Source organism: Vibrio sp. 1F169 (genome assembly GCF_041439605.1).
Lineage (GTDB): Bacteria > Pseudomonadota > Gammaproteobacteria > Enterobacterales > Vibrionaceae > Vibrio > Vibrio tasmaniensis_A.
On record NZ_JBGOOI010000001.1, the window covers coordinates 170,295 to 194,426 of the forward strand.

At 43.3% G+C, this 24,132-nt stretch carries 18 protein-coding genes and 1 pseudogene; 9 read left to right on the forward strand and 10 right to left on the reverse strand.

Annotated features, from left to right (window positions below):
- Nucleotides 1-7 precede the first annotated feature (7 nt).
- The 4 genes from ACED53_RS00770 to ACED53_RS00785 all read left to right on the forward strand — a co-directional run bounded on the left by ACED53_RS00770 (nt 8) and on the right by ACED53_RS00785 (nt 6,911).
- Nucleotides 8-919, forward strand: a complete 912-nt coding sequence (locus tag ACED53_RS00770) for an iron-siderophore ABC transporter substrate-binding protein (protein ID WP_017096909.1) — start codon at nt 8-10, stop codon at nt 917-919.
- The gene (gene fhuB, locus ACED53_RS00775; RefSeq protein ID WP_017101589.1) at nt 919-2,916 is read left to right on the forward strand and encodes a Fe(3+)-hydroxamate ABC transporter permease FhuB; all 1,998 of its coding nucleotides are present in this window, start codon (nt 919-921) and stop codon (nt 2,914-2,916) included. The genes ACED53_RS00770 and fhuB overlap by 1 nt, the downstream gene beginning before the upstream one ends.
- 281 nt (nt 2,917-3,197) lie before the next feature.
- Complete coding sequence (locus tag ACED53_RS00780) at nt 3,198-4,154, forward strand: GntR family transcriptional regulator (protein WP_017101588.1); 957 nt, start codon at nt 3,198-3,200, stop codon at nt 4,152-4,154.
- Between the two features lie 603 nt (nt 4,155-4,757).
- The gene (locus ACED53_RS00785) at nt 4,758-6,911 is read left to right on the forward strand and encodes a TonB-dependent receptor (RefSeq protein WP_017100409.1); all 2,154 of its coding nucleotides are present in this window, start codon (nt 4,758-4,760) and stop codon (nt 6,909-6,911) included.
- Between the two features lie 140 nt (nt 6,912-7,051).
- On the opposite strand, the gene ACED53_RS00790 is transcribed toward ACED53_RS00785, so the two are convergent.
- The 4 genes from ACED53_RS00790 to ACED53_RS00805 all read right to left on the reverse strand — a co-directional run bounded on the left by ACED53_RS00790 (nt 7,052) and on the right by ACED53_RS00805 (nt 11,785).
- Nucleotides 7,052-7,531 carry a hypothetical protein gene (locus tag ACED53_RS00790; RefSeq protein ID WP_017100408.1) on the reverse strand — a complete coding sequence of 160 codons (480 nt, stop codon included), beginning with the start codon at nt 7,529-7,531 and terminating at the stop codon, nt 7,052-7,054.
- Nucleotides 7,532-8,428: 897 nt separating this feature from the next.
- Nucleotides 8,429-9,154, reverse strand: coding sequence for a DsbA family protein (locus ACED53_RS00795; protein ID WP_009847198.1), 726 nt, complete (start codon nt 9,152-9,154; stop codon nt 8,429-8,431).
- Between the two features lie 10 nt (nt 9,155-9,164).
- Nucleotides 9,165-9,692, reverse strand: coding sequence for a protein disulfide oxidoreductase (locus ACED53_RS00800; RefSeq protein WP_017100406.1), 528 nt, complete (start codon nt 9,690-9,692; stop codon nt 9,165-9,167).
- Nucleotides 9,689-11,785 carry a protein-disulfide reductase DsbD gene (locus ACED53_RS00805; protein WP_009847200.1) on the reverse strand — a complete coding sequence of 699 codons (2,097 nt, stop codon included), beginning with the start codon at nt 11,783-11,785 and terminating at the stop codon, nt 9,689-9,691. The genes ACED53_RS00800 and ACED53_RS00805 overlap by 4 nt, the downstream gene beginning before the upstream one ends.
- 839 nt (nt 11,786-12,624) lie before the next feature.
- On the opposite strand from ACED53_RS00805, the gene ACED53_RS00810 reads away from it, so the two are divergent.
- Entirely contained in the window at nt 12,625-13,893 is a 1,269-nt protein-coding gene (locus tag ACED53_RS00810) for an alpha/beta fold hydrolase (RefSeq protein ID WP_017100405.1), read from the forward strand.
- Between the two features lie 415 nt (nt 13,894-14,308).
- On the opposite strand, the pseudogene ACED53_RS00815 reads toward ACED53_RS00810, so the two are convergent.
- Nucleotides 14,309-14,428 (reverse strand): annotated as a pseudogene (locus ACED53_RS00815) (manganese-dependent inorganic pyrophosphatase); the annotation flags it as partial.
- 269 nt (nt 14,429-14,697) lie between these two features.
- Between ACED53_RS00815 and ACED53_RS00820 the strand changes: the two are divergent.
- The gene (locus tag ACED53_RS00820) at nt 14,698-15,249 is read left to right on the forward strand and encodes a hypothetical protein (protein ID WP_017100404.1); all 552 of its coding nucleotides are present in this window, start codon (nt 14,698-14,700) and stop codon (nt 15,247-15,249) included.
- Nucleotides 15,250-15,360: 111 nt separating this feature from the next.
- Here ACED53_RS00820 and ACED53_RS00825 read toward each other — a convergent pair whose 3' ends face one another.
- Complete coding sequence (locus ACED53_RS00825) at nt 15,361-15,813, reverse strand: septal ring lytic transglycosylase RlpA family protein (RefSeq protein WP_012604447.1); 453 nt, start codon at nt 15,811-15,813, stop codon at nt 15,361-15,363.
- Between the two features lie 307 nt (nt 15,814-16,120).
- Nucleotides 16,121-16,612, reverse strand: a complete 492-nt coding sequence (locus ACED53_RS00830) for a VOC family protein (protein ID WP_017065261.1) — start codon at nt 16,610-16,612, stop codon at nt 16,121-16,123.
- Nucleotides 16,613-17,095: 483 nt separating this feature from the next.
- Between ACED53_RS00830 and ahpC the strand changes: the two genes are divergently transcribed.
- Together ahpC and ahpF are read left to right on the forward strand one after the other, a co-directional pair.
- A complete protein-coding gene (ahpC, locus tag ACED53_RS00835) occupies nt 17,096-17,653 on the forward strand; it encodes an alkyl hydroperoxide reductase subunit C (protein ID WP_004736364.1) in 558 nt (185 codons plus the stop codon).
- Nucleotides 17,654-17,880: 227 nt separating this feature from the next.
- Nucleotides 17,881-19,473: an alkyl hydroperoxide reductase subunit F gene (gene ahpF, locus ACED53_RS00840; protein ID WP_017100402.1), complete on the forward strand. Its 1,593-nt coding sequence runs from the start codon at nt 17,881-17,883 to the stop codon at nt 19,471-19,473.
- 187 nt (nt 19,474-19,660) lie between these two features.
- On the opposite strand, the gene ACED53_RS00845 is transcribed toward ahpF, so the two are convergent.
- The gene (locus ACED53_RS00845; protein ID WP_004736366.1) at nt 19,661-20,260 is read right to left on the reverse strand and encodes a LysE family translocator; all 600 of its coding nucleotides are present in this window, start codon (nt 20,258-20,260) and stop codon (nt 19,661-19,663) included.
- Nucleotides 20,261-20,382: 122 nt separating this feature from the next.
- Between ACED53_RS00845 and ACED53_RS00850 the strand changes: the two genes are divergently transcribed.
- Nucleotides 20,383-20,868, forward strand: coding sequence for an Lrp/AsnC family transcriptional regulator (locus ACED53_RS00850; protein ID WP_004736367.1), 486 nt, complete (start codon nt 20,383-20,385; stop codon nt 20,866-20,868).
- 117 nt (nt 20,869-20,985) lie between these two features.
- Here ACED53_RS00850 and ACED53_RS00855 read toward each other — a convergent pair whose 3' ends face one another.
- Nucleotides 20,986-22,356 (reverse strand): L-serine ammonia-lyase, encoded by a 1,371-nt coding sequence (locus ACED53_RS00855; protein WP_102494577.1) that lies wholly within the window; start codon nt 22,354-22,356, stop codon nt 20,986-20,988.
- 26 nt (nt 22,357-22,382) lie between these two features.
- Nucleotides 22,383-23,924 carry a sodium/solute symporter gene (locus ACED53_RS00860; protein ID WP_017100284.1) on the reverse strand — a complete coding sequence of 514 codons (1,542 nt, stop codon included), beginning with the start codon at nt 23,922-23,924 and terminating at the stop codon, nt 22,383-22,385.
- Nucleotides 23,925-24,132 lie beyond the last annotated feature (208 nt).

Consider the following 24,132-nt stretch of genomic DNA (forward strand, 5'->3'; position numbering starts at 1 on the left):
ACCTGTTGTGAAAAAGTTCATCACCATGCTGTTCACAGTATTAGCTTTCAACGCCCTTGCTCTAGAGAGCGTTCACGCACTAGAAATCAAACATGAAATGGGCAGTGTCTCTTTCGATGCTACACCTAAAAAAGTGGTGGCTTTAGATTGGGCACTCACCGAAACCGTATTAAGCCTAGGCGTTGAGTTGCAAGGTGTGGCAGACGCACAAGGTTATCAGCAATGGGTGGTAAAACCTGCGTTAAATGCAGACGTGACAGATGTGGGATCTCGAAGAGAACCAAACCTAGAGCTACTAACAGAACTCAAACCTGACGTCATTTTAATCAGTGAGCATATGGCGGCGGCCTACCACCAGCTCAATAAAATCGCACCTGTCTTGGTTTACAGTGTCTACAGCAAAAAGAAACAACCTCTTGAATCCGCAACTTCGGTTACCCTCTCTTTAGGCAAGCTATTTAACAAAGCACAACGCGCCCAACAAGTGATTGATGAGACAAACAAGAGATTAAGCGATAATGGTGAAAAAATACGTGCCGCAGGCAACTCAGACAAACCACTGATTTTTGCACGCTTTATCAACGACAAAACCTTACGCATTCATAGCCAAGGTTCATTGGCGCAAGCCACCATAAGCAGCATGGGTCTTAAAAACGACTGGCAAGAGCAGACAAACCTCTGGGGTTTTACCACTACAGGTACTGAAAGACTCGCTGAACACCAACAGACGAATGTGATGATCTTTGGCCCGCTAACGGAAGAAGAGCATAAGAAACTGACTCAATCTCCTCTTTGGCAAGCGATGGCGTTTACGCGTACAGACTCCGTTTACGAACTTCCTACCATCTGGACCTTCGGTGGGCTAATCGCCGCTCAAAGGTTTAGTGACCACATTACCGAACTGCTTATCCAAAAATAATGGCTACCGCAAAGATCGAAAAAACCGTCACCGGGCGATTCAGTATCAAGGCAGCGGCACTACCTGTCGCTGCTGTTTTGTTGATCAGCTCGCTACTGCAAATTACCGCTCCTTACTCGCAAGGGGTTGGCTTGATTTGGGATACGCTGTTTCACTTTGATTCTTCAAATTATCAGCATCTGATTACTCACCTCACCTATTTACCTAGGCTTACCGTCGCTCTCATTTGTGGTTTTGCACTGGCAGTCGCTGGGTGTGTGATGCAATTTGTACTGCGTAACCCCATTGCCTCACCTACCACATTGGGTGTTGCTGCGGGCGCAGAACTCGGCATGGTATTAGGGATCCTTTTAATTCCTGCTAACCTAGCTATCCCAGGGTTTATTCCCGCTTTCATTGGGGGCTGCCTTGCAACAGGCTTAGTTTTTACCTTAAGTTCTGCACGAGGCTTTTCACCATTACACATGGTGTTAGCCGGTATGGTGGTCAGCCTATTTTTAGGCTCACTCAACACCATGTTGCTCATGCTGCATGAACAACGGCTTACCAGTATTTTTGTTTGGGGTGCCGGTGTACTGAATCAGAATGATTGGTCGAGCGTGCAGGTTCTCATACCTTTAGTCTCGATCCCGACGCTGTTATTACTGGTTTTACAGCGTCCATTATCAGCGCTGCAATTTGGCGATAATGTCGCCACTTCGCTTGGTGTAAACATCAAACAAATCAAATTGCTTTGCTTATCGTTGGCGATCTTTATTACTGCAGCCGTAGTCAGTGAAGTAGGCTTAATCGGATTCGTTGGCATTGTGGCTCCAGCTATCGCTAGGCTTATCGGTATAAGAGCACTCGCGAAACAGATTCTGGTCAGCGGGTTGGTAGGCAGCTTCATTCTATTGATTGTGGATTTATTGATTCAGCCCTTCTCTGGCTTCGGTGGCGAACTGCTCCCTACCGGCGCAATGACGGCGCTACTGGGTGCTCCTTTCTTATTGTGGTTACTGCAACGTACCAAGCTGCAGTCCGATCTCAAAAACCGCAGTGAAACCATTGAGCACTACAAATTCGTCAGTACGCGTAAAGTACTGGCCGCGATGTCAGTGCTGTTGATGGTAATGTGTGTTCTTGCTCTTACAGTAGGTAAAAACCAGTTCGGTTGGAATGTTGAACTCAACCCATCGCTATTCGATCTACGTCTACCGCGTGTATTAGTCGCGCTATTGGCAGGGATCGGGCTTGCGTTTGCAGGCACGATTATTCAACGCATCTCAAACAACCCAATGGCGAGCCCCGAAGTATTGGGGATCAGCTCAGGGGCTGCTCTGGCGTTAGTGCTCGGCACACTATTTGGCACTGCAGTCGGCCGAGAAGAGCAAATGCTGCTTGGTACACTCGGCGCAACTTCAGTGACTGCCGTGGTTTGGTTGATGGGAAGAAAACACAATTTCGCCCCAACGCAAACCTTGTTAACGGGCATCGCGCTAAGTGCAGGGCTCGACGCTCTCCTGCGCATCACAATGAGCTCGGGTAATGAGAATGCAACCGCGCTCCTCACTTGGCTTTCAGGATCGACTTATTTAGTCGCGAATCAAGATGTCATTTTGCTCGCCGTTGGGGTTACCATCATCAGTGCAGTGGCGCTGTCGTTGAATCGCTGGATAGAGCTGATTAACTTAGGCGACGTCACCACAAGCAGCCTAGGTATGAACACAACCGCTGTTCGATTGGCTTTGCTTTTGCTTGTCGCGGCACTAACAACTCTGTGCACCATCGTCATTGGGCCATTAAGTTTCATTGGATTATTGGCGCCGCACATGGCGCGTTCGCTTCACCAATATCGCGCGATTCCTCAAATGCTCACTGCAGCATTATTAGGCGCTATCATCATGGTTGCTGCCGACTGGATTGGTCGTACGCTATGGTTCCCTTGGCAGTTCCCTGCAGGTCTATTAGCCTCTCTGATTGGTGGCGGCTACTTCCTCTATCTAATGAGAAAATAAGCACACACGAGAAGTCACTTTCTCCGCTTAAAGCCCCGTTTGAAGCCTCTATTTGAAGTCGAGGCTTTAAGCGGGCTCTCTTCTTACCCACTCATCAACACACTTGCCAACAAAGCTATCACTAACCGATCAATTCCCTATGAACCGCTAAATTACCAACCAACCTATCCATTGCAACAGGTCGACTAACATTGTCTTTTGGTTACAAAAACACAATTTATGGTATTTAAGCCTTTTTGTGTTTACCATGGAATCAAGATTAAACACATACTCTGAGCGTCATGGACACAACGACAATTACAAAGCTCCAACAAAATTTGTTATTCAAGGTCATCGCGAGGCTAAAAGCCGACAACGCGAAAGCGGGAAGCAGCCTAAACGAATCATCTTTGGCGCAGCAATTCGAAGTATCAAGAAGCCCTATTCGAGCGGTGCTAAAACACTTGTCAGCGCAAGGCATCACTAAAGTCGTCCCTTATAAAGGGTCTGTATTGCAAACCGATGCGGCAGATATCGAAATTTCAGGCCAAGACAACGACCAACAACCTCGCCAAGAACAATTATACCTGCGCGTACTCATGGATTTATTCTTTAGTGAGTTAGGTCAGTCGTTTTCCGAGAAAGACCTGCAACAACGTTATGATGCCAACCGTGGTGAGATGCAAAGCGTACTGCGCCTGTTAGAAAGCGATGGTATTTTTCGTCGCAGTCCAGGATACAAATGGCAGCTTGATGGTGTGTTGAACACCTTAGAAAGACACACCGAAAGTTATCGCTGTCGACTCATTTTCGAGCCTGCAGGCCTACTCGAACCAACATGGACACTTGATAACAGTGCAATTGAAAGCTGCCGAGATCGCCATGCTCAAGCGATTAACGCCCCAGAATCAGTCAACGCCAGTCAACTCTTTAGCCTCAGTGCCGAGTTTCACGAGCAACTTGCCGCATGTTCAGGAAATCGCTTCTTATTGAGCACCATGCAACAACATAATCGCCTACGTAAAGCGACCGATCTCGTCTCGATGCACATTCAATCTTCGGTCACTAAATCGTGCCAGCGTCGCCTAGAGATCATCGAATTGGTGCTAGAAGGTGACAACCAAACGGCCTCGACAAAATTAGCTCAGCTACTGGAAAATGACATTCGAGTCATGAAACGCACCTACAACGACGTAATGACGGTCTCTATGGAGCAGCGAGAAAGTTTAATCAACAGCATCATTGCAAAAAACCGTTAACTACGTGAGCAGTCAAATCATGGCTGCCCTTATCGTGTCCTTCTACCATCGAAAATGCCATTCTGACTTCATGAACACACGAGGCCTGTTTACCTTTCGTTGTTAAATTTTGTTCAAAAGATCAACAGGCCCTAATACCTGCACTTTCACACCTTCTGAATTATATGGTTCACACCCGCTTAAACACTTGCGGAACAAGGCACTGGCTCTGTTCCGCCCGAGTGACTAACCCTCCCGGCAAACAAGTGTTTCCAAATCTAAAAAATAAAATTGCATTTTCATATTGTATTTTCGCAACAAAAACACAATAATAATGATTCTTATTTAGAATTGATAAACTTAACGATAATACTTCGTACTTTAACTATTGAAGTAGTAACCGCTTAGGTGGCGTGAATGCGAACGTATACAAGCTTGAAAGATATCGAGATGAGTATGTTTGGGGCCATAAGTAAGTGACCACTGTTAACCTCTTTTCTAATTTAGGAGGCTTCATTTATTACTAACCAGTAAAGATGAACGCTTGTTTACTTATAAAAAACAAAGTCATTGCACAAATATGAGTCTTTGTGCAGCCTTTTATTGATCAAGATTGAGAACAAAATGAAAACCGAAAAAGGAAGTTTCAAGCTTTCCACCGTTACGCTAGCGATTGTCGCAGCAAGCACAGTGTTTACAGCCCAAGCACAAGAATACACAACCGAAGAAAACATGGTGGTTGTCGCTAGCCGAACACCAAAAGCGATCAGCGATATTCCGGGAACAGTTTGGTACATCGACGCAGATAAAATCGAACAGGAATACCGTGGTGGTAAATCATTAGGTGAAATTCTATCGGCGAGCATTCCCTCTTTAGATGTAAGCAGCGGCGCTCGTACTAACTATGGTCAGAATCTACGTGGCCGTAAGATGCTCGTTATGATCGATGGCGTATCACTGCAATCCTCTCGCCAAATCAGCCGCCACTTAGATTCAATCGACCCATTTAACATTGATCGCATCGAAGTGTTATCGGGTGCAACATCTATCTACGGTGCCGGTGCTTCTGGTGGTGTCATCAACATCATCACCAAAAAAGCACAAGGTGAAGAGTTAGAATTCGAATCTTATGTCGGTGGCTCATCGGGCTTTAATTCAGGTGAAGATTTCGATTACAAAGTCGGTCAATCTATCTCTGGCGGTAACGACAAAGTTCAAGCTCGCTCTTCTGTGGTTTACACCGAGACACAAGGTGTATTCGATGCAGATGGCGATATTGTTACTCCTGACATTTCACAAGGCTCACTGCAGTTCAACAAGACGGTAGATTTCCTGACAACTGTCGGCGTGAACCTGTCTGAGACCAAAAAGCTCAACTTCCTAGCACAATATTACGATAGCCAGCAAAACTCTCCTTACGGTCTATACATCACCGGGCGCGATTTTGTTGACGTACGTAAAGGGTTTTACTCGGATCGCGAACACGGAACTGAGCGCATCATGCTGAGTGCCTCTTACGTCGATGATCAATTCCTTGGGCATCAGTTTATTGCTGAAGCTTCATACCGTAAAGAAGACCAAACTTACACGCCTTACTTCCAATCTTCTGGTCAACAAATTACCGATGTTATTTCATTAAAAACAGCACTGGCTAAGAGCTTCAATAAGTTCAATATTGTTTATGGTATCGATGCGTATCAAGATCAACTTGATAGCAATCAAGCGCTTTACGATCGCACCATTGCGAACAATTCAGGCAACTTAGTCAACAAGACCTATGCACAAGTGGGTCGCTATGCAGGTGTTAAAGTCAGCTCTATCGCAGGCTTTATACAATCTGACTATGCGATCACCGATGATTGGACGGTGGAAGGTGGATTCCGCTACCAATACATCTCTAACAAGATTGATGATTTTGTCGGCTACAGCCAGCAGAAGAAAATTGCTGCTGGTAAAGGCAAAACAGCAGACGCAGTACCAGGTGGTGAAACTGATTACGGTGTTGGCTTATTTAACCTAGGTACGATCTACCACCTTAATAACGAGTCTCAAGTTTGGGCAAACTTCTCGCAAGGTTTCGACCTTGCAGACCCAGCTAAATACTACGGACAAGGCAGCTACAAGCTCGTTGGTGATCACTGGAAACTCAACGACAGCATCAACGTTAATGACTCAAAAATGTCTGGTATCAAAACCAACAGTTTCGAGTTAGGTTACCGCCTTGATACTGGCGAGCTAAGCTTGCAAACCGCGGCTTATTACTCACAATCTGACAAATCAGTGAAGTACAACGGAAAGACATTGCTGATTGAAAACATCAATGACAAAAAGCGAGTGTACGGGCTAGAGGCGATGGCTTCTTACTGGGTACATGACAACATTCAACTGGGCGCTTCTGGTCACTACGTCACCTCTGAAGTGAAAGGTAACGACGGTTGGAAAGATGTATCTGCAGGAAGTGCAAGTACTTCTAAAGCAAGTGCTTGGGCAGGTTGGTATGACACAGACCTATCTGTAAAAGTACAAAGCCAAACTATGTTTGATTACGAAGACGACAAAAACAAACTTGATGGCTACACCGTGTTTGATCTAGTGAGTACGTATCAGCTTCCTGTCGGTAGTCTAGGTTTTGGTATTCAAAACTTACTGAACAAAGACTACACCACTGTTTGGGGTCAACGTGCTCAAATCCTTTACTCGTCTCATTACGACTCAGCAGCGTATGACTACAAAGGCCGCGGCCGTACTTACACTCTGAACTACCAAGTTAAGTACTAATTAATCGGTCTGCATAAGCTGAATTAGTCGCCCACTCTGAAGTGTGGGATGGCTAAAAGACAAAAAGGGTTGGCAAACATGCCAACCCTTTTCAATTGAGAGTTCATTCCGAACTCCCCTATGTTTAATTCTACTTATGCTTAAGCTGTCTTTTCTTTCAAGTTTGATTCTTGTTTATCATCAAGCGCAAAGTAGATCTTCGATACAATTACTTCAGTAATGAGAATCGTAAATACCACGGCGAAGAACGCCACTACACCATTCCAAGGGCCTGTAAAGCTCACCTTCTCGCCGAACAATAAGTTAATCGCTTCTAGCATCACGAACTTTGAACCCACCAAGATGATGTAAGTAGTGATGGCGCGATAAACCTTAGGCCCGGTACCCGGTTTACTTTTGAAGTGCTCAGCAATCTTGTGCTCTAAGCCAATAGAGAGCTTCAACAATAACTGCAGTAATAACGCTGCTATCAAAGAAATAGTGAAAGACTCAATGTTGACGAAGTCCCAGTACTCATCGAAAAAGTTAAGTACCACTAAGTCCACCAGCACAGCTAACGTGTAACCTACAAATAGACGTTGTGGTGTGTTGAACCCGTAAACTTTGTCTGATTTAGTCATTCTGTCTCTCTCTAATTTGATAAGTCGCCTTGATTTGAAATACATCTTAGCGCTCGAAAAGGAGCAAAACTTACCATTTTGTGACACCACCAATAATCATTATTCAAATTAATGATTCGACAGAAACCCCCCTTCCTTCTCTTATAGCAATAGCAAAAACACACCCAATTCATCACTGTCACCAAATGGCCATTCTTCAAATGCTGCCCCCATATGATGACTCCATCAGCGACACACACTCATTTCCAAAAGGTGCAGACTATGAAAAAGCTAATCACTAATGTGAACGTATTTAACGGTGTTGATAACAACTTAATCGAGAGCGTATCAGTCCTCATCGAGGATAACTTGATCACCCAGATTAGAGAAATTAACTTCCATTCTACGAGTTAGTTTCCGTTTTTCGAATTAATTCCCACTCTATGAATCAATTTACATTCACGTATTACCCACCCAAATAACAACCACACAAGAAACAAAATGGAATACCAACCTGTAAAAATTAAAAATAAACAACCTCTAATTACTTCGTAAAAACACAGAGTAAAGGGAATTATTTCAGCATGGGAAACTCTAACTAAATGTTAAGTGATAATTTATCTGGAGGTGCTATTTTAATATAACCTTGTCAACCCCACGCCCTTAAATTGCACATAAGACAATTTATAAAAGTAAATACTATTAATAATTTTTTGTAATCAGGAATTAACAATGAGACTGTTGTTGTACTCGACATGTGGTGTTCTGAGTTTTCTAGGCATATTTGGACTAGCTGCGTTGTATATTGTTTATTAATTTGTAATCTACTTTTACAATTAATATTTAAATGATAGAAAGCCCTAATCAATAGGGCTTTTTATCCATCAAAGATAATAATTAAGTTATCGTAAATTTATTCTATTTACTTTTCTCTTCTAGCTTAGCCTTTACTATTGGATATAGTTTTTCGTATGGCAAGTAGCCGGGGAGCAATGTTCCATCAATTAGCATCGCTGGTGTACCCCGAACACCCAGCCTCGTAAATAAGTTATAGTTTTCGGCAACTTCAATCGCTATTTCACTGTCTGAAGAAACATAATCGGTGGCTTTGTTCTTCTTCGCTACTTTCATTATCGAACGAACGTTGTGAATACCAGGCTTACTGATCAACATCTCTTCAACTGCTTTGTATTTTTCTTTGTCATTGTTCCAGACATTGAGTCCAAAAGTTGCTGAGTTCAATGGCGAATCTCTCTCCTTTAGAGGGATATAAATATTTATCACCTTGATGTCATTAGGGAACTCATCCGCTATTTTTCGAAGAACAGGGTCTAATTTTTTACACCACGGGCAACTAAAATCAGTCATATTTACGATCGTCAGTTTTGGATGTTCGGAACCATACCAAGGGTGATGTGGGTTGTTATAAATAAAGTCATGACTCTCAACTAACGTTTTATCAAAGCTACTTTGTTGATCTATGTAAGCAGCTAGACTGTCGTGAACTGAATCGATAATACCTTCGTTCGTTTCTAACATTTGCGTTATCTCGGCAATCTTTTCTTGTTTTGTCATTGCGAAAGTGACGGGTGAGAAAGCCAGAGTAACCAATAGTGTGATGATGCTTTTTGTAATGAATTTCATATTTTTCCCATTAATACTTAGCTAACCAAAGTCGGGCTGCGATACCTATTGGCGTAGTAATTCCTGAAGTAACACTTGTTACTTTTCCATCATTAATAACAATGAGTGTTGGCGTTAAGGATATTCCCCAATCGCGTGCAATTTTACCTTGAGCGTCATTAATGTTGTCGTAGCTATACCCTTTAGCATTCATATAGCGTTGAACTCTTTCATCTTTACCCGAAGTCAGTGATACACCAACGACGGGATAGCTCGATGAAAACCAATCAACCACTGGCGTCACAAATTTGCAGGCGACGCACCATGTCGTCCAAAAATAAACTAATACCGGCTCTTTCTTACTCATCTCTATTACATCTATCGGTTTACCGGATAACGACATCCCAACCATTGGCGGAACGTTCTGCATTGGAACGTCTTTTGTACGCCAATAATCAACACCAAAGACCACGACCAATGCAAACAAGGTATACAGTAATGCCGATCTCAACTTCTGCTTTTTGGTCTGAGGTTTTGCCTTAGCTTTTTTTCTCATCATTCGTCACCACCTTTTGCTTTCTCAATGGCTTCCATAACCGCATCACTGGTTAAGATGACAGGAAGCTCAATACCTTCCGGAGCGTTAGGGCCATAAACCATGTTGAACGGAACACCGAAACGGTTGTGATCTTGTAGGTATGACGTGACACTATCACTTGGGACTGTCCAATCGCCCTCCATCGGCACTACATCACCTTCAGTCAATACGCTGTAAACAGGATCTTGTAAGAGAACCCCGATCTTGTTTGCTTTACAAGTCACGCACCAATCAGCGGTAACATCAACGAAAACTACTTTGTCGTTAGCAACATGATCATCAATGGCTACGGTCGACAAAGCTTCCCACTCAGGTTCTGGTGGCAGAATTTTGGATGTTGCCTTCTCGACAAATAACGAGGCAGAGATAACACTCAACAGCAGCAAGGCAACAGCACCCGCAGTCTTGATTCCATGCACTTGAACCAACCTGACAAGCAATAGGCAAACACTGACCGCCAGTATTGCGTATAACCACAATTGAGGGACGTGAGGTCGAAGCAAGCTAAAGAGCCAAACGCTAGTGATTAGCATCATTCCGCCGAACAGGTATTTAACACGGTTCATCCATGCTCCTGGTTTAGGCAGCGCCAAAGCTATCGATGGGAATGCAGCAACGATGATCCATGGAAGTGCCATACCAACGGCAAGTGCGGTGAAAATACCAAACATCGTCGGGATAGTCGTGGCAAGAGCAAATGCAACGGCTGTCCCAAGAAATGGAGCAGAACATGGCGTAGCCAATAGCGTTGCGAACATGCCTTGTGTAAAGTGTCCGACGTAACTACTGTCTCCCTTGGTTGCCATCCACGTATTGGTATTCGATGAAAGACGTATCTCGAAAAGCCCTAACATGTTGGCGCTGAAAAGGGCTGTGACGATAAACATCCCACCGATAAACCAACCGTTTTGGAACTGAATTCCCCAACCGATAACGCTGCCTGATATTTTTAACACAGCCAAGAAAGTGGCGATTAACCAGAAGGATGCGAGGATGCCACTCGCAGATGCAAGGAATTGGAACCTAACCTGTTTTCTTGCCATGCCTTGAGCAGAAATAACCCCACTCAGTTTCATTCCAAGTACAGGGAATACACAGGGCATGATATTGAGAATCAACCCACCTAATAGCGCCAAAAGCACCATACTTATCATAGAGCTATTACCCACTATGCCGTTGGTAACAGTGGCTGGGTATTCTGTAATGAAGTCTTTGTCTTTGATGCTGACACGAATGTGTTGGTTGTTGAGATCGGGTGTGCCCATCCAGCTGCTTACGTCATAAGTCGCAATGGCTTGGTTACCTTCAATTTCAATGTGAGGAATACCAAATTCAGCATCTTGCATTTCATCTGAATCACCATCCACGATTATATCGGGTGCAGTCCAACCAATTTTATGTGTAGCAATAACTTGAAGTTGCGACTTGTGAGCATCCCAAATCGTAGATGTACCCTCTACAAGCGGTGAGTCTTTCGGCACTTCGCTCATTGCTTTTGCGTAGACAAGCATCGCGTCGTTATTCACGGTCATCTCACTTGGGTTAAACACCAAGTTGATGTCAAAATCCGTGAGAATACATATGGTGGTGCATGAAGACATCGTCAGCACTGCATGGAGCTCAACAGGTTTGTTCATATCATCAATATGAAGATTCATCGGAAAGATGATGTTGTGCTTGTAGCCTAGCGTATCTATGCCGAGCAAGTTGAAGCGTTGAGGAAACTTCCAAAACCATTGCAGTTGCGAAACGTTCTTAGAGTCAGCCCATTTAATTTTGGGCGCAATGCCTCCTTCGCCAGGACTTCTCCAGTAAGTTTTCCATTCATCAGAAAGGTTCACTTCCAGATAACCCGCCGCGGTTTTATCTTCTTTATTAATTTGTCCTGTCATGACAAAACGCGTTTCTACATACGGATGTAACTTGTCTTGCATCCAACCCGTTGTAACAGGAGTCATCGATTCGCTCGCACTTGCGTTCACAGTGAATGTTGAACACAGCGCAACGAATAGCCAAAGCACAACAAAGCGCAATGACATTTTGCTTTTAGGCATGTCTAATTTTTCCTTAAAAAATGAATAATATGAGTGTTAGTTAAACGCTCTTATTCTCATTCTTTAAAGACACAGACCTTGAGATGGATGCGCCTACCTTTGTGGAGGATTGGCTCAGTGAAGGGAGGGAAATACGGGACAGTACTTAGCAGCCACAATACGACGACAACGAGTATGAAGTACGTGAATATTGCTTGATCATTGACTTGGTGGTGATCAAAATTTATCAGATGTTCTGATAACTCACATTTTTGGACGGATTGGCCGTCTTGGGATTGAGATGCCCCATCAATAAAAACGCCACCATCGCTAATCTTGTTTGCCTGCACGGCAGTAGAAATAGCAGAATCACTGTTGTCATAATTTACTTTGCAGCCTTGGATAAAACTCATATTACTGGCGAGACAGAAACAGATAACCCAACCCACTAATAATAGTGCGCTACGAGTTAGCTGATGTGTGTTTCGACTTGAGATCATATCTAAACTGCAGATGTCTTGTTATGGTAAACGTAGCAATACGACTTAACTAAAATAATAAAGTTCAATTTTTTTCTTAATGTCGATAATTTTCATGAATCAAAGCGATTGAGAATCGTAAAAATCATATACCAACAATCAGGGTCGGAAAGACAATCAGTATCGAAAAGACAATCGACATCAGCCATACCGCGGTCGAGCAGCGTGAACTAAGTAAACTCGGACCAAGACAATACATGCTCAAGAACAACGTATGACCTAACTCTCTGTTTTCTTGCTAGTATTAAACTCATGCAGTTTGTTTATGTATAAAATTGTTGATTGAAGGACGAAGCTTATTGAGATGGGGATGAGATTAGAATGAGGCAATTCATTACTGGACGATTATTTTTCGTACTGTTATTCAGTGCTGTGCTATCAGGGTGTGGTAATTTTAGAAATCTATCTAATGAGATAGACGCAATTGATGCCTATACCGACCAGTACCAAATCATTTTGACCGAACCAGCGTCGGGCTCAGCCGTCGTTATTCAACAGATAAAAGATATCAATAAAAGCGAAGTTGATGGCTACGACGGCATAATAGATAGCGACAGTATTCAATTGCAGCTATCTAGAAAAATACACTACCTACTTGTCTTTGATGATAAAAACCAAGATTTAACCCTACAAGCTGACGAACCATTCAGTGTCGTTAATCTGCATGATCACCAAGACAATTCTACAGTAAGAATTTCACTCGCCATTAACGAAAACAAAGCGCCCAGAGCCTTTGTTAATCACTCATTGTCCTCTTTACTGAAAGTGGAATTGGATCTTGTCGATATAGGCACCGTTGTGAGTTTAACGGATCTGCCCTTTAAGCGAGAAAACGCTAAGCTCGGCATGTGGCAGCCAGTAACATTCTTTTTTGAAGGGAATGCTGGACTCTACTTTTTGCCGGAATACGACCCAACTAAAATCCCTATCCTATTTGTACATGGTATCAACGCAACCGCTTTAGATTTTGCTCCATTAATCGAAAAAATCGATCAATCTAAATACCAAATATGGGTATTCAACTACCCTTCTGGCTTATCTCTGGTTTTAAGTTCGAAAGGCTTAAATAACCTGCTGCATACCATAGTGACGGAATACAAGATCCAACAATCACACGTGGTGGCACACAGCATGGGCGGGCTGATCGTGGCAAACAGTGTTCGTCAGTGCCAAATCGGGCAGTTGTGCAATTTTGTCAGCAGCATCACCACCATATCTTCCCCGTTTGGTGGGGTGACATCTGCCAAGCAAGGGGTTGAATACTCCCCTATCGTGATGCCAGCCTGGGTAGATTTAAATCCAGACGGAAAATTTATCGCCGAGTTATTTGGTAGTAAAACTAAAAACCATACCCCGCACTTTTTAGCGTTTGGATACAATTCAGGGGAGTTATTTAATACCAACAGTAATGATGGCGTAATTGACCTATCAAGCCAGCTTTCGCGCCCAGCTCAATTAAACGCCGACCAAATTCTTGGTTACGATGAAAACCATTTAAGCATCTTAGACAACGACGACTTGTTTGAAGATCTTTCTGAGTTTTGGTTGAGAACCGAACAAGGCTATAATGCCAATGAAAATAATTTTTAAGATTAATTGACTATTGGTTGTCCACAATTGATATTGTTTATTTAGACACCACTACCACAGTAAATACTAACTCCTGTAGGAATGCAGACAGCACCGTTGGTTGCACAGCCAGATATATAAAGACAAAGAGCGGTTATTATTAGTTTTCTCATACAGAATAAAATCCTTTAGGTAGAAACATTGTGTGTTTTGGACAACAGAAAATGCATTTCTACTCAAATAAAAAGAAATTTTTATTTATACACTTCATATAAACAACCAAACTCTACTTTTTACCATATTTATACAATGCGAGTATTAGTATTTTGCCAACGAAAACACTGGTGAATTTAGTCCTAAAGTCCAAGTTAATTAGCTTATCAAAAAGAAGGGGGGGGGATCTATACCAATCCCTCTCCCAAAAATCTCTTTCTACTTACAAGCTCTCAATTGCCTTTTGCACTGCAGGGCCAATCTGGCGCTTACGAGAAGTGACGCCCTCCAAAGTCAGCATGTCACTTGTTGGTTCAGCATTGAAAGCCGATTTTTTAATCTCCTTAATTCACCTAAGTTCACTTATTTTTGCCCCTAATCATCCTCACCCTATATGTAGATTTTCGACGGGGAAATATAGACATAGCGAATCAACTCATGCCTCCTGCGCACTTGTCAAATACATTAAAACCGAACATATATGAACACTGAGTAATATTGCTAGGTAATGCTTGGTGGTGATATTGTAAGAAAATAATAATAGATATTTTTCAGACAGTTATTCGATTCGCAAATTCAATTATTTATAATGAATCACGCAGGAGTATTAAAGTGATACTAAATCATAATTTAGACTGGAGTATTGTTGGCGCTATACCAACTGGCCCTGGAACATTTGTAAGAGATGCCTTTCAATTACAATATGGCCAACCCACTAGAGAACTCCTTCCAGCTGGGACATCGATATATAAATTTAATGGTTATCCAACTTTAGGGCGAGGCGAAATTACAGATGAGACCACACTCTCACCATGGTGGTCACCAACCGACCCTTTCCAACATGATGCAGGACTAGAACAAAAGAAAAAAATTGCGCAGCGTAATGGCGTATCTCTTAGAGAATGGGGACGTTTGACCTCAGTTATCAAAGAGAACTGGAGTTCATTGGATTACTTATTGGAGATGAGACTAAAATCTCCGGTTTATGCTTGGTTTGGCGGTTTTAAAGGGATGAACCGTATTGATGCAGGCTCACAATCCAAAAGGAATACAGCTCTTGAAATGAGAGGTAATTCGCAAGGCTTACCTGGCGGAGCGACTCAATTCTATATTCCCAACTTAACCGTAGGCCATTTTATGTCTCACAAGTTTTGTAAGATGTGAGCCTGCTTAACAAATACAACTTCATTTTTGATTACTAACCACCAGTACCGGCCTAGCTCTTGGTACCGTTTATAGTAGTGGTTGACAATTCAAAGGAATACTTGAAGTTGGTTAGTGCTTATACCTAAAGGTATTACGGTCATCAACAATCTCAATTTTGACAGGCACTGTACCTTGTTTAACGTTGCCGATTTTTGCAAATGCCTTATGCGAGAGGTCAATCACTCGGCCTTTTACGTAAGGGCCTCGATCGTTAATTTTAACTTCGACAGACTTATTATTGGCAGTGTTAGTCACTCTCACGATCGTCCCAAAGGGCAAGGTTTTATGAGCCGCCGTATAAGCATTCATATTATACGTCTCACCACTTGCTGTGAGTTTTCCATGGAATTTATCGCCATACCAAGAAGCTTTACCCACAAGAGCATGTGACTTGGCATAGTCCTTTGTTTTAGAACTGCCGACAGCCGACGTTGAGGTGCATCCAGCTAATATCATAAGAATAAGAGCGGTAAATATGATATGTCGTTTTTTCATGTGATTTGGGAACGCTAATCTCTGCATGTATCTCTATTTTCGTTGTTGTTGGTTAGCAATATTGAGCTGAGTATAGTCACAACTCAATCAAGGCTACCATTCGGTATGATGGCGCAATGTTTTCATGAACAACGCTTTATTCCGTCATATTCATGAAAGGTTTTATCTTCAAAACGTCAACTTTAGCAACGCCTTAAATCTGTACCTTTCTTAATCACTTCATATAGATAAGTCACTCAACCAAACATCCAAACACAAAAAAGGATTGGTATCTCTACCAATCCTCTTTAGGGGGTGTTTCGGTTTTCTACCTTATGACAGGCAGGTAACGCGATTACTCGTAATCAGTCGCGTACGTGTCTTCGTATGTGTGCGAGTAGAATTCGAATAGGTTGCCAAACGGGTCTTCTAGATAAACCATTTGCGCTTGTTTTAGTTCGTCTTCTGGGTGGTAACGCATGATGTCCATACGAACCTTACCGCCAAACTCTTCAACGCGCTTGATAGCTGAATGAAACTGCTCTTTTGGAAGTTGTAGGCAGAAGTGGAAGATACCTAAGCGAGAGAAATCAACTTCGTGACGCTCTTGGCGCTCTTTCATTTCAAACAGCTCAACACCGATACCATCAGATGTGACTAGGTGTGCAATGTTGAAGCCTTTAAAGCCTTCACCGAACACAGCGATACACATACGGCCGATTGCTGATTCGCGCTCTTCCATCACTTTAGTGTTGTTCATTACGATTCTTAGACCTAGCGCTTTCGTGTAAAACTCGACTGCTTGATCCATGTCACCCACCATGATGCCTACGTGATTCATTTTCATAACTTGCTCCAAATTCGTTTTTAATTCTGTGCGTTTCGAAGACTGGCTTCGATGTTTCGTTTCGATGGAGAGAGTATATGGAGATGTGATGATTAACTGAAATTATCATAAATTATATTAATGATAATTTTTTGTTATTTACAAGTTTAGCATCAAATCCTAGCTCACTTAAAGAATCCATGCCTGCCCTTGCCTACTTGCCTACTTAGATACAGAGATACAGAGATACATAGAGGCTTACGTGAATAGAGATAAGCCGAAATAGAGAACAGCCTAAAGAGCATAGCTACCCAAATAGAACGTAGCCCTAGTTTGATAACTTTTATCGATAGTTTTTGTCGATAGCGATCTTCTTACGAAGATAGGATTTGCCTATTGAATCTATAGAAATGTCCGATTTCACTAATTTTCGGTGCGAATGCAATATAGCTCCATCGACGCGGGATAGCGTTAAACACTACAAATTAGAAAGAGAGTCGAATCATGATCAACACAGAAATCAAACCATTCAACGCAACAGCATTCAAAAACGGCGAATTCGTAGAAATCACTGAGCAAGACGTTAAAGGCAAGTGGGCTGTATTCTTCTTCTACCCAGCAGACTTCACGTTTGTATGTCCAACTGAGCTAGTTGACCTACAAGACAAATACGCAGAGCTTCAATCTCGCGGCGTAGAAGTTTTCTCAGTATCAACTGACACGCACTTCTCTCACAAAGCATGGCACGATACTTCTGACAAAATCGGCACTATCGAATACTTCATGGTAGGCGACCAAACAGGCAACATCACAAATAACTTCAACGTTATGCGTGAAGGTCAAGGCCTTGCAGACCGTGCAACTTTCCTAATCGACCCTGAAGGCGTTATCCAAGCAATGGAAATCACTGCTGAAGGTATCGGTCGTGACGCTGAAGACCTACTACGCAAGGTTAAAGCAGCACAATACGTAGCCGCTCACCCAGGTGAAGTTTGCCCAGCTAAATGGAAAGAAGGCGAAGAGACTCTAGCGCCATCTCTAGACCTAGTAGGCAAGATTTAATCTAAGCCTAGCTAAACAAGAATAGCCAAGAAAGAACGAGTAAAACAGAACAGTTAAACGGTTCTACAGGCGCGCTTCGGCCCCCCTCCTAAAGGGCAGTCGCGCGCCACCCTTTCAAAACATCAACACCACAATATTTGCCGACTTGCGCCCCCTTTTTATTTCCCTTTTTCAGCAAGAAGGTATTGGTCAATACCAAGACACAGAATTTAAGAGCAGGCACGATTATGTTAGATCAAGCAATGAAGCAGCAGCTAAAAGCATACCTAGAAAACCTAAAAACCAATGTTCAGTTAGTGCTGAGCCTTGATAGCAGCGACACCGCAAACAAACTTCAAGATCTGGCGAATGACATCGCGTCTTTAACCGACAAAATTGAAGTAACTCGTGATGATAGCGCAAGCACGCGCAGCCCAATCATGCAGGTAGTGAACCAAGAGAAAGGCACCGCGATCGGTTTTGCCGGTTTGCCAATGGGTCACGAATTTACGTCACTGGTTCTAGCACTGCTTCATAGCGGTGGTCACCCTATCAAGCTTGAAGCGGACGTAATCGAGCAAATTAAAGAACTCGATCAAGAGCTTAATGTAGAGATTTTTATCTCGCTCTCATGCCAAAACTGTCCAGAAGTGGTTCAAGCCTTCAACATGATGTCGGCGATTAACCCTCTAGTTAAGACAACCATGATTGATGGCGCAGCATTCCAAGACGAAGTGAAGTCTCGCGACATCATGGCAGTACCAAGCGTGTTTATTAACGGTGAGCTATTTGGTCAAGGCCGTATGTCTCTGGCTGAGATCCTAAACAAAGTCGATTCAGGCGCAGCAGAAAAGAAAGCGGCCAACCTAAACGAACAAGCACCGTTTGATGTATTGGTTGTCGGTGGTGGCCCTGCGGGATCTTCAGCGGCTATCTACGCAGCACGTAAAGGCATTCGTACCGGTGTGGTTGCAGACCGATTCGGTGGCCAAGTGATGGACACGATGGCGATTGAGAACTTTATCTCCGTGAAAGCGACAACAGGTCCTAAATTAGTGGCAAGCCTTGAAGAGCACGTAAAAGAGTACGGTGTTGAAGTAATGACTGAGCAGCGCGCGGCTAACATCATTGCGGCTGAAGATACAGAAGACGGTTACATCCACGTTGAGCTAGAGAGCGGCGCAACACTGCGAGCTCGCACGGTTATCACAAGTACTGGTGCTCGCTGGCGTGAAATGAACGTTCCGGGTGAGCAAGACTACCGCAACAAAGGCGTCGCTTACTGCCCACACTGTGACGGCCCTTTATTCAAAGGTAAGAAAACAGCGGTTATTGGTGGCGGTAACTCCGGTATCGAAGCGGCGATTGATTTAGCAGGTCTTGTTGAACACGTAACCGTACTTGAATTTGCAGACACACTGCGTGCCGACCAAGTGCTTATCGACAAAGCAAACGCAACACCAAACATCGAAATCATCAAGATGGCACAAACAACGCAGGTGATTGGTGATGGCAACCGTGTAACCGGTTTGGAATACAAAGACCGCAACACCGATGAACTTAAACAGATTGAACTAGCAGGTATCTTTGTTCAAATCGGCCTGATGCCAAACAGCGAATGGTTGAAGGGTTCGAAGGTAGAGCTTTCACCACGCGGTGAAATTGAAATTAACGCTCATGGCGCAACATCGATGAAAGGTGTGTTTGCGGCGGGTGATGTAACAACCGTACCTTACAAACAGATCATCATTGCGATGGGTGAAGGTGCAAAAGCAAGCTTAGGTGCATTTGACCACCTAATCCGTAACTCAGCTCCGGTTAAAGAGGCTGAAACGGCTTAATCTTTAAACCTAAAACTTAAAACTTAAAACTTAAAACTTAAAACTTAAAACTTAAAAGCTTCTAGGCATAAAAGCTTTTAACTCAAGTTCCTTAAATATTTGTTAACTCAATTCTTTACTGTTAACGACTTAGTCGACATTTAGACACCACTCCTATGGATTTAGGAGTGGTTTTTTTCCTTGTGATTTATGCCGGTTGATAAAGCATAAAGGCAACCACCATCGCTAAGCTTCCACCCAAGCAACGGTTCACAAACATCATCTGTTTTGGTGATTGCAGTAATTTTTTCAGCATGGTGCCGCAATACGCCCACACCAACATGCACGGCACACCGGTAATCACCATACCCGCGATAATGGTCACTACTTGAATCAAGTAATCTGCATTCGGAGTAATGAATTGCGAAAACACGGTTAATGAAGCTATCCAACCTTTAGGGTTTAACACCTGCACCAACACACCTGACATAAAACCTGAACGTTTATCTGTGGTGCTTTCTTCGATTTGCATGTTAGCAATCGACCACGCCATAAACAGCAAGTAAGCCGCACCCGCGTATTTCAAAATGTTGTATAACTCTGGGTAAAGGGTAAATAGGCTCACCAAACCGACACTGGAACCCGCCAGTACGATGATGATGCCAACAGCGTTCCCAGAGATAAAAGGTAAAGTCGCAGCAAATCCATAACGACTTGAAATCCCAAGTAATGCGATATTGCCTGCCCCAGGTGTAATTGCAATTGATGTGGAAAATAGCAAGAACGCCAGCATTAATTGAGAGCTCATTTCCTCTCACTCCTAATAAGTAAAGTATTTATACGGAGAGAGTTTACAGATTCGACTAGGAATTAAATTGCTATATAGGCTAATATTAATGCAAATTTGAGCAAGACTTTCCCAAAAACACCATGAAACAGAAAGAATCCACCAAAGAAGTGTTAGATGACACAGATATCGCCATCTTAGAACATATCCAACAAGACGGACGCATGAGCAACAGCAAGCTCGCAGAGAAAGTGAACCTCAGCGAAACCCCATGTTGGCGCCGTTGGAAACGCATGGAAGAGACGGGTTATATCGATGGTTACGCCGCGAAGCTAAACCGCAAAAAGCTTGGTTTTCATGTGGCTGGTTTTACTCTTGTGACCTTAGGTAACCATGAAGTAGAAAACACAGAACCGTTTGAAGAGTTTGTCGAAGTAACCGATTGGATTCCTATGTGTCACTGCATTGCAGGCGGCGCCGACTATATGATTCAAGTGCTAGCGAAAGATTTAGAAGAGTACTTTGAGCGTATTAGCTCGATCAGACGAGTAAAAGGTGTAAGTGCGATTCAGTCGAATATCTCGGTTAAAGAGTTGAAAAACAGCTATAAGTTGCCTCTTGGAGACTAGTTCACTTCTCCTGACAGCCCTTTACTTTAAGCAAAATAAAAGCCCAGCTCCCTAGATTTCTAAAACTTAGGGGCTGGGCTTTGTTATTTTGAAACAGATATCGTTTATTTACGCTTGCTATTCACAAGGGTGAGCTAAATGAATCAGCGCCAAACCACCTAGAGACGTTTCACGATACTTCTTATTCATGTCTTTACCCGTCTGATACATAGTAGCGATAACCTTATCCAATGAAATCAGGCTTTTGCTGTTACGTTTGAGTGCCATTCGTGAAGCATTAATCGCCTTCATGGAACCCATCGCATTTCGTTCAATACATGGCACTTGTACCAAGCCACCAATCGGATCACACGTCATACCGAGTGAATGCTCCATCGCAATCTCTGCTGCAATACAAATCTGCTCGTTGCTGCCGCCGCGTAGTGCCGTTAAACCCGCTGCCGCCATAGAAGACGATACGCCCACTTCACCTTGGCACCCTACTTCCGCACCAGAAATAGAAGCGTTGGTTTTGTACAAAATACCAATCGCGCCCGATACGGCTAAGAAGTCTTTTAACTGCTTAGTATCCAACTCTTTAATGAAGCGATGGTAATACATCAATACGGCTGGAATAACGCCCGCGGCACCATTAGTGGGTGATGTCACCACTTGGCCACCAGCCGCATTTTCTTCACTCACCGCAAAGGCGAACAAGTTAATCCAATCCATGATTTCCATTGGATCGTTTTCAACGGCCGCATTCGCTTCAAGCTTCTTCAACAAGTTTGGAGCACGACGAGTGACGTTTAAGCCACCATCAAGAATGCCTTCAGTTTCAAAGCCGCGTTCCATACAACGAGTCATCACTCGCCAGATTTGATCGGCCTTTTCTGAGATAACATCATCGCCTTGGAAAGCCGTTTCATTTTTCAGAATCATGCCACCCAAGCTCATGCCGCTGTCTTCTGCTTTTCTCAGCATTTCATCGGCATTTTTGAATGGGAAAGGGACTTCTACTGTTTGGGTTATAGTGCCATTCTGCAGTTCATCCGCGGTTGCGATAAAACCGCCGCCAATCGAATAGTAAGTTTCAGCAACAATTATGCTTCCGCTTTGGTCAAACGCGGTAATCATCATGCCGTTTTCATGCAAAGGCAGATTGTCTTCATGAAATAGCATGTCGGTTTGGTAGTTAAAGCCAATGGTGTGACTGCCACTCAGCTGCATTTCACCACTGTCGATAGCAAGACGCATCGCTTCATTAGCGCTGGTGATCTTAATCGTGTCTGGCTTATTGCCGAGCAAACCCAAGATGGTTGCTCTGTCGGTGTGGTGACCTATGCCAGTCAATGACAAAGAACCGTATAAATCCACCTGAACACGCGTCACTTCTGCGATTTTGTCCGCGATTAATTGTGTGAAATGAAAACCCGCTATCATTGGGCCGTTGGTGTGAGAGCTCGATGGTCCCACACCAATTTTGTAGATATCAAAGATCGATAACATAGATATACCAGTAAAAAATCGGTCAATTAAGAAAGAGCGGCATAAAGCCAATCAGGGATAACAGTACAAGCAGCAATCGTCACAACAGCGAACACCAACAAGCCGTAATGACTCGCCGTAGGCTTAGCGAACAAATGCTTCTGCTTGGCAATAAATTCGTTTTGTTGCTCGGTCACCTCTCCCCAGAAACGACTCACAACAACACCTAACACTAAGAAAACCACAGTGCCAATCAAAGCAAACCAAGGCCAAGAGATGCCACTGTATTTAGCAATGAACACCACAGCTACGCTGCCAATACTGCCTGCAATCACCCCTTTCTCATTCGCTTGTTTGAAGAACAAACCCAGGATGAAAGAGCCAAGGCGAATACCGACAAAAATGGAAGTTAGACTAGCAATAGTTTTAAGCACTGATTCATTAGAAACCGCCAGTAATGCAGGAACAACAACCGACGCTGCAGCAACCAAGCTCATCTTTCTTGCCACCGATTCATAATGTGCATCGGAAGCTTTCTTACGGAAAAAGCGCTTATAGAAATCGAACGTTGCGACTGTCGCCATTGAGTTATAAGTAGAATCCAGTGTCGACATCGCTGCTGCTGAGAGTGCGGAAATCACCAAACCAACAATGATTGGGTTGGTATGGTTAAACACAAAATCAAGAATTACTTCGTTGCTGTTTTCAAAGCTTTGCTCTTGATAAAAGACACTCAATAGAACGCCCATTACCGAGAAAAACAGATAAATAAAGAACGCGCCGTAACCACAAAGCAGCATGGATTTTTGTGCTGTCTTCACGTTCTTTGTTGCCAACGTTCTTTGAATAATCAGTTGGTTAGTGCCATACACACTTAGATGTAAGAAGCTCACTGCCACTACGCCTGCCCACAAAGTGGTATCAACACCCAAGTCAAAATCGAGGTTGATGATATTCAGATGTTCAGGAGACAACACTTCCCCTGCATCAATCTTCATCAGCAATAAAGCAAAGATCGCAATGCTGCCGATGATCAGCACCGCCGACTGCAACATGTCTGTCCATATGACAGTCGAGATACCACCCGCATAGGTATACAAAGCGGTAAATAAGCTGATGTAGATGATTGCCTCGGAGATACTCACCGGCAACACTTGCACCAAGATCAGTGCAACCGCATACAAAATCACACCTGCCGAAATACACTGAACCACAATAAACACGATAGAGTTGATCGTGCGAGCAACAACGCCAAAGCGGTGCTCTAGGTATTCATAAATCGAAGTCAGGCCGAGTTTGTAAAACACAGGGACAAAGAAAACCACAGCGAAAAAGATCACTATTGGATAATTCAAATGGACGCTCATCGCTTCCATGCCTGAGCTATAAACCCAGCCCGGCATGCCCACGAACGTCATTGCGCTGATGTAGGTGGCAAGAATCGACACACCTGCCGTAAACCAACCAAATTGTTTTCCGCCCGTTGAGAAATCGCCACCAACGCTATAACGCTTATTCACTAAGTAACTGATAAATAGAGTAGTTAGCACATACAAAGCAATAACCACAAAACTTGAGTACGTAACCATTTTTAGATTCCGTTTATTATATTTCGCAATTCATTCGCCGCCAATAGTACTCAAAAATGGATATTTTCCCTCAAAAACCCACAATAAGTGTGAGTATTGTCACTAAGATAGATGATTAAACACTCTAAATGCCCAAAAAGTCGCAAAACAACGATCTAATGAGATCAAGATCACTAAAACACACAAAATGGGTACGCACTCATTTTAA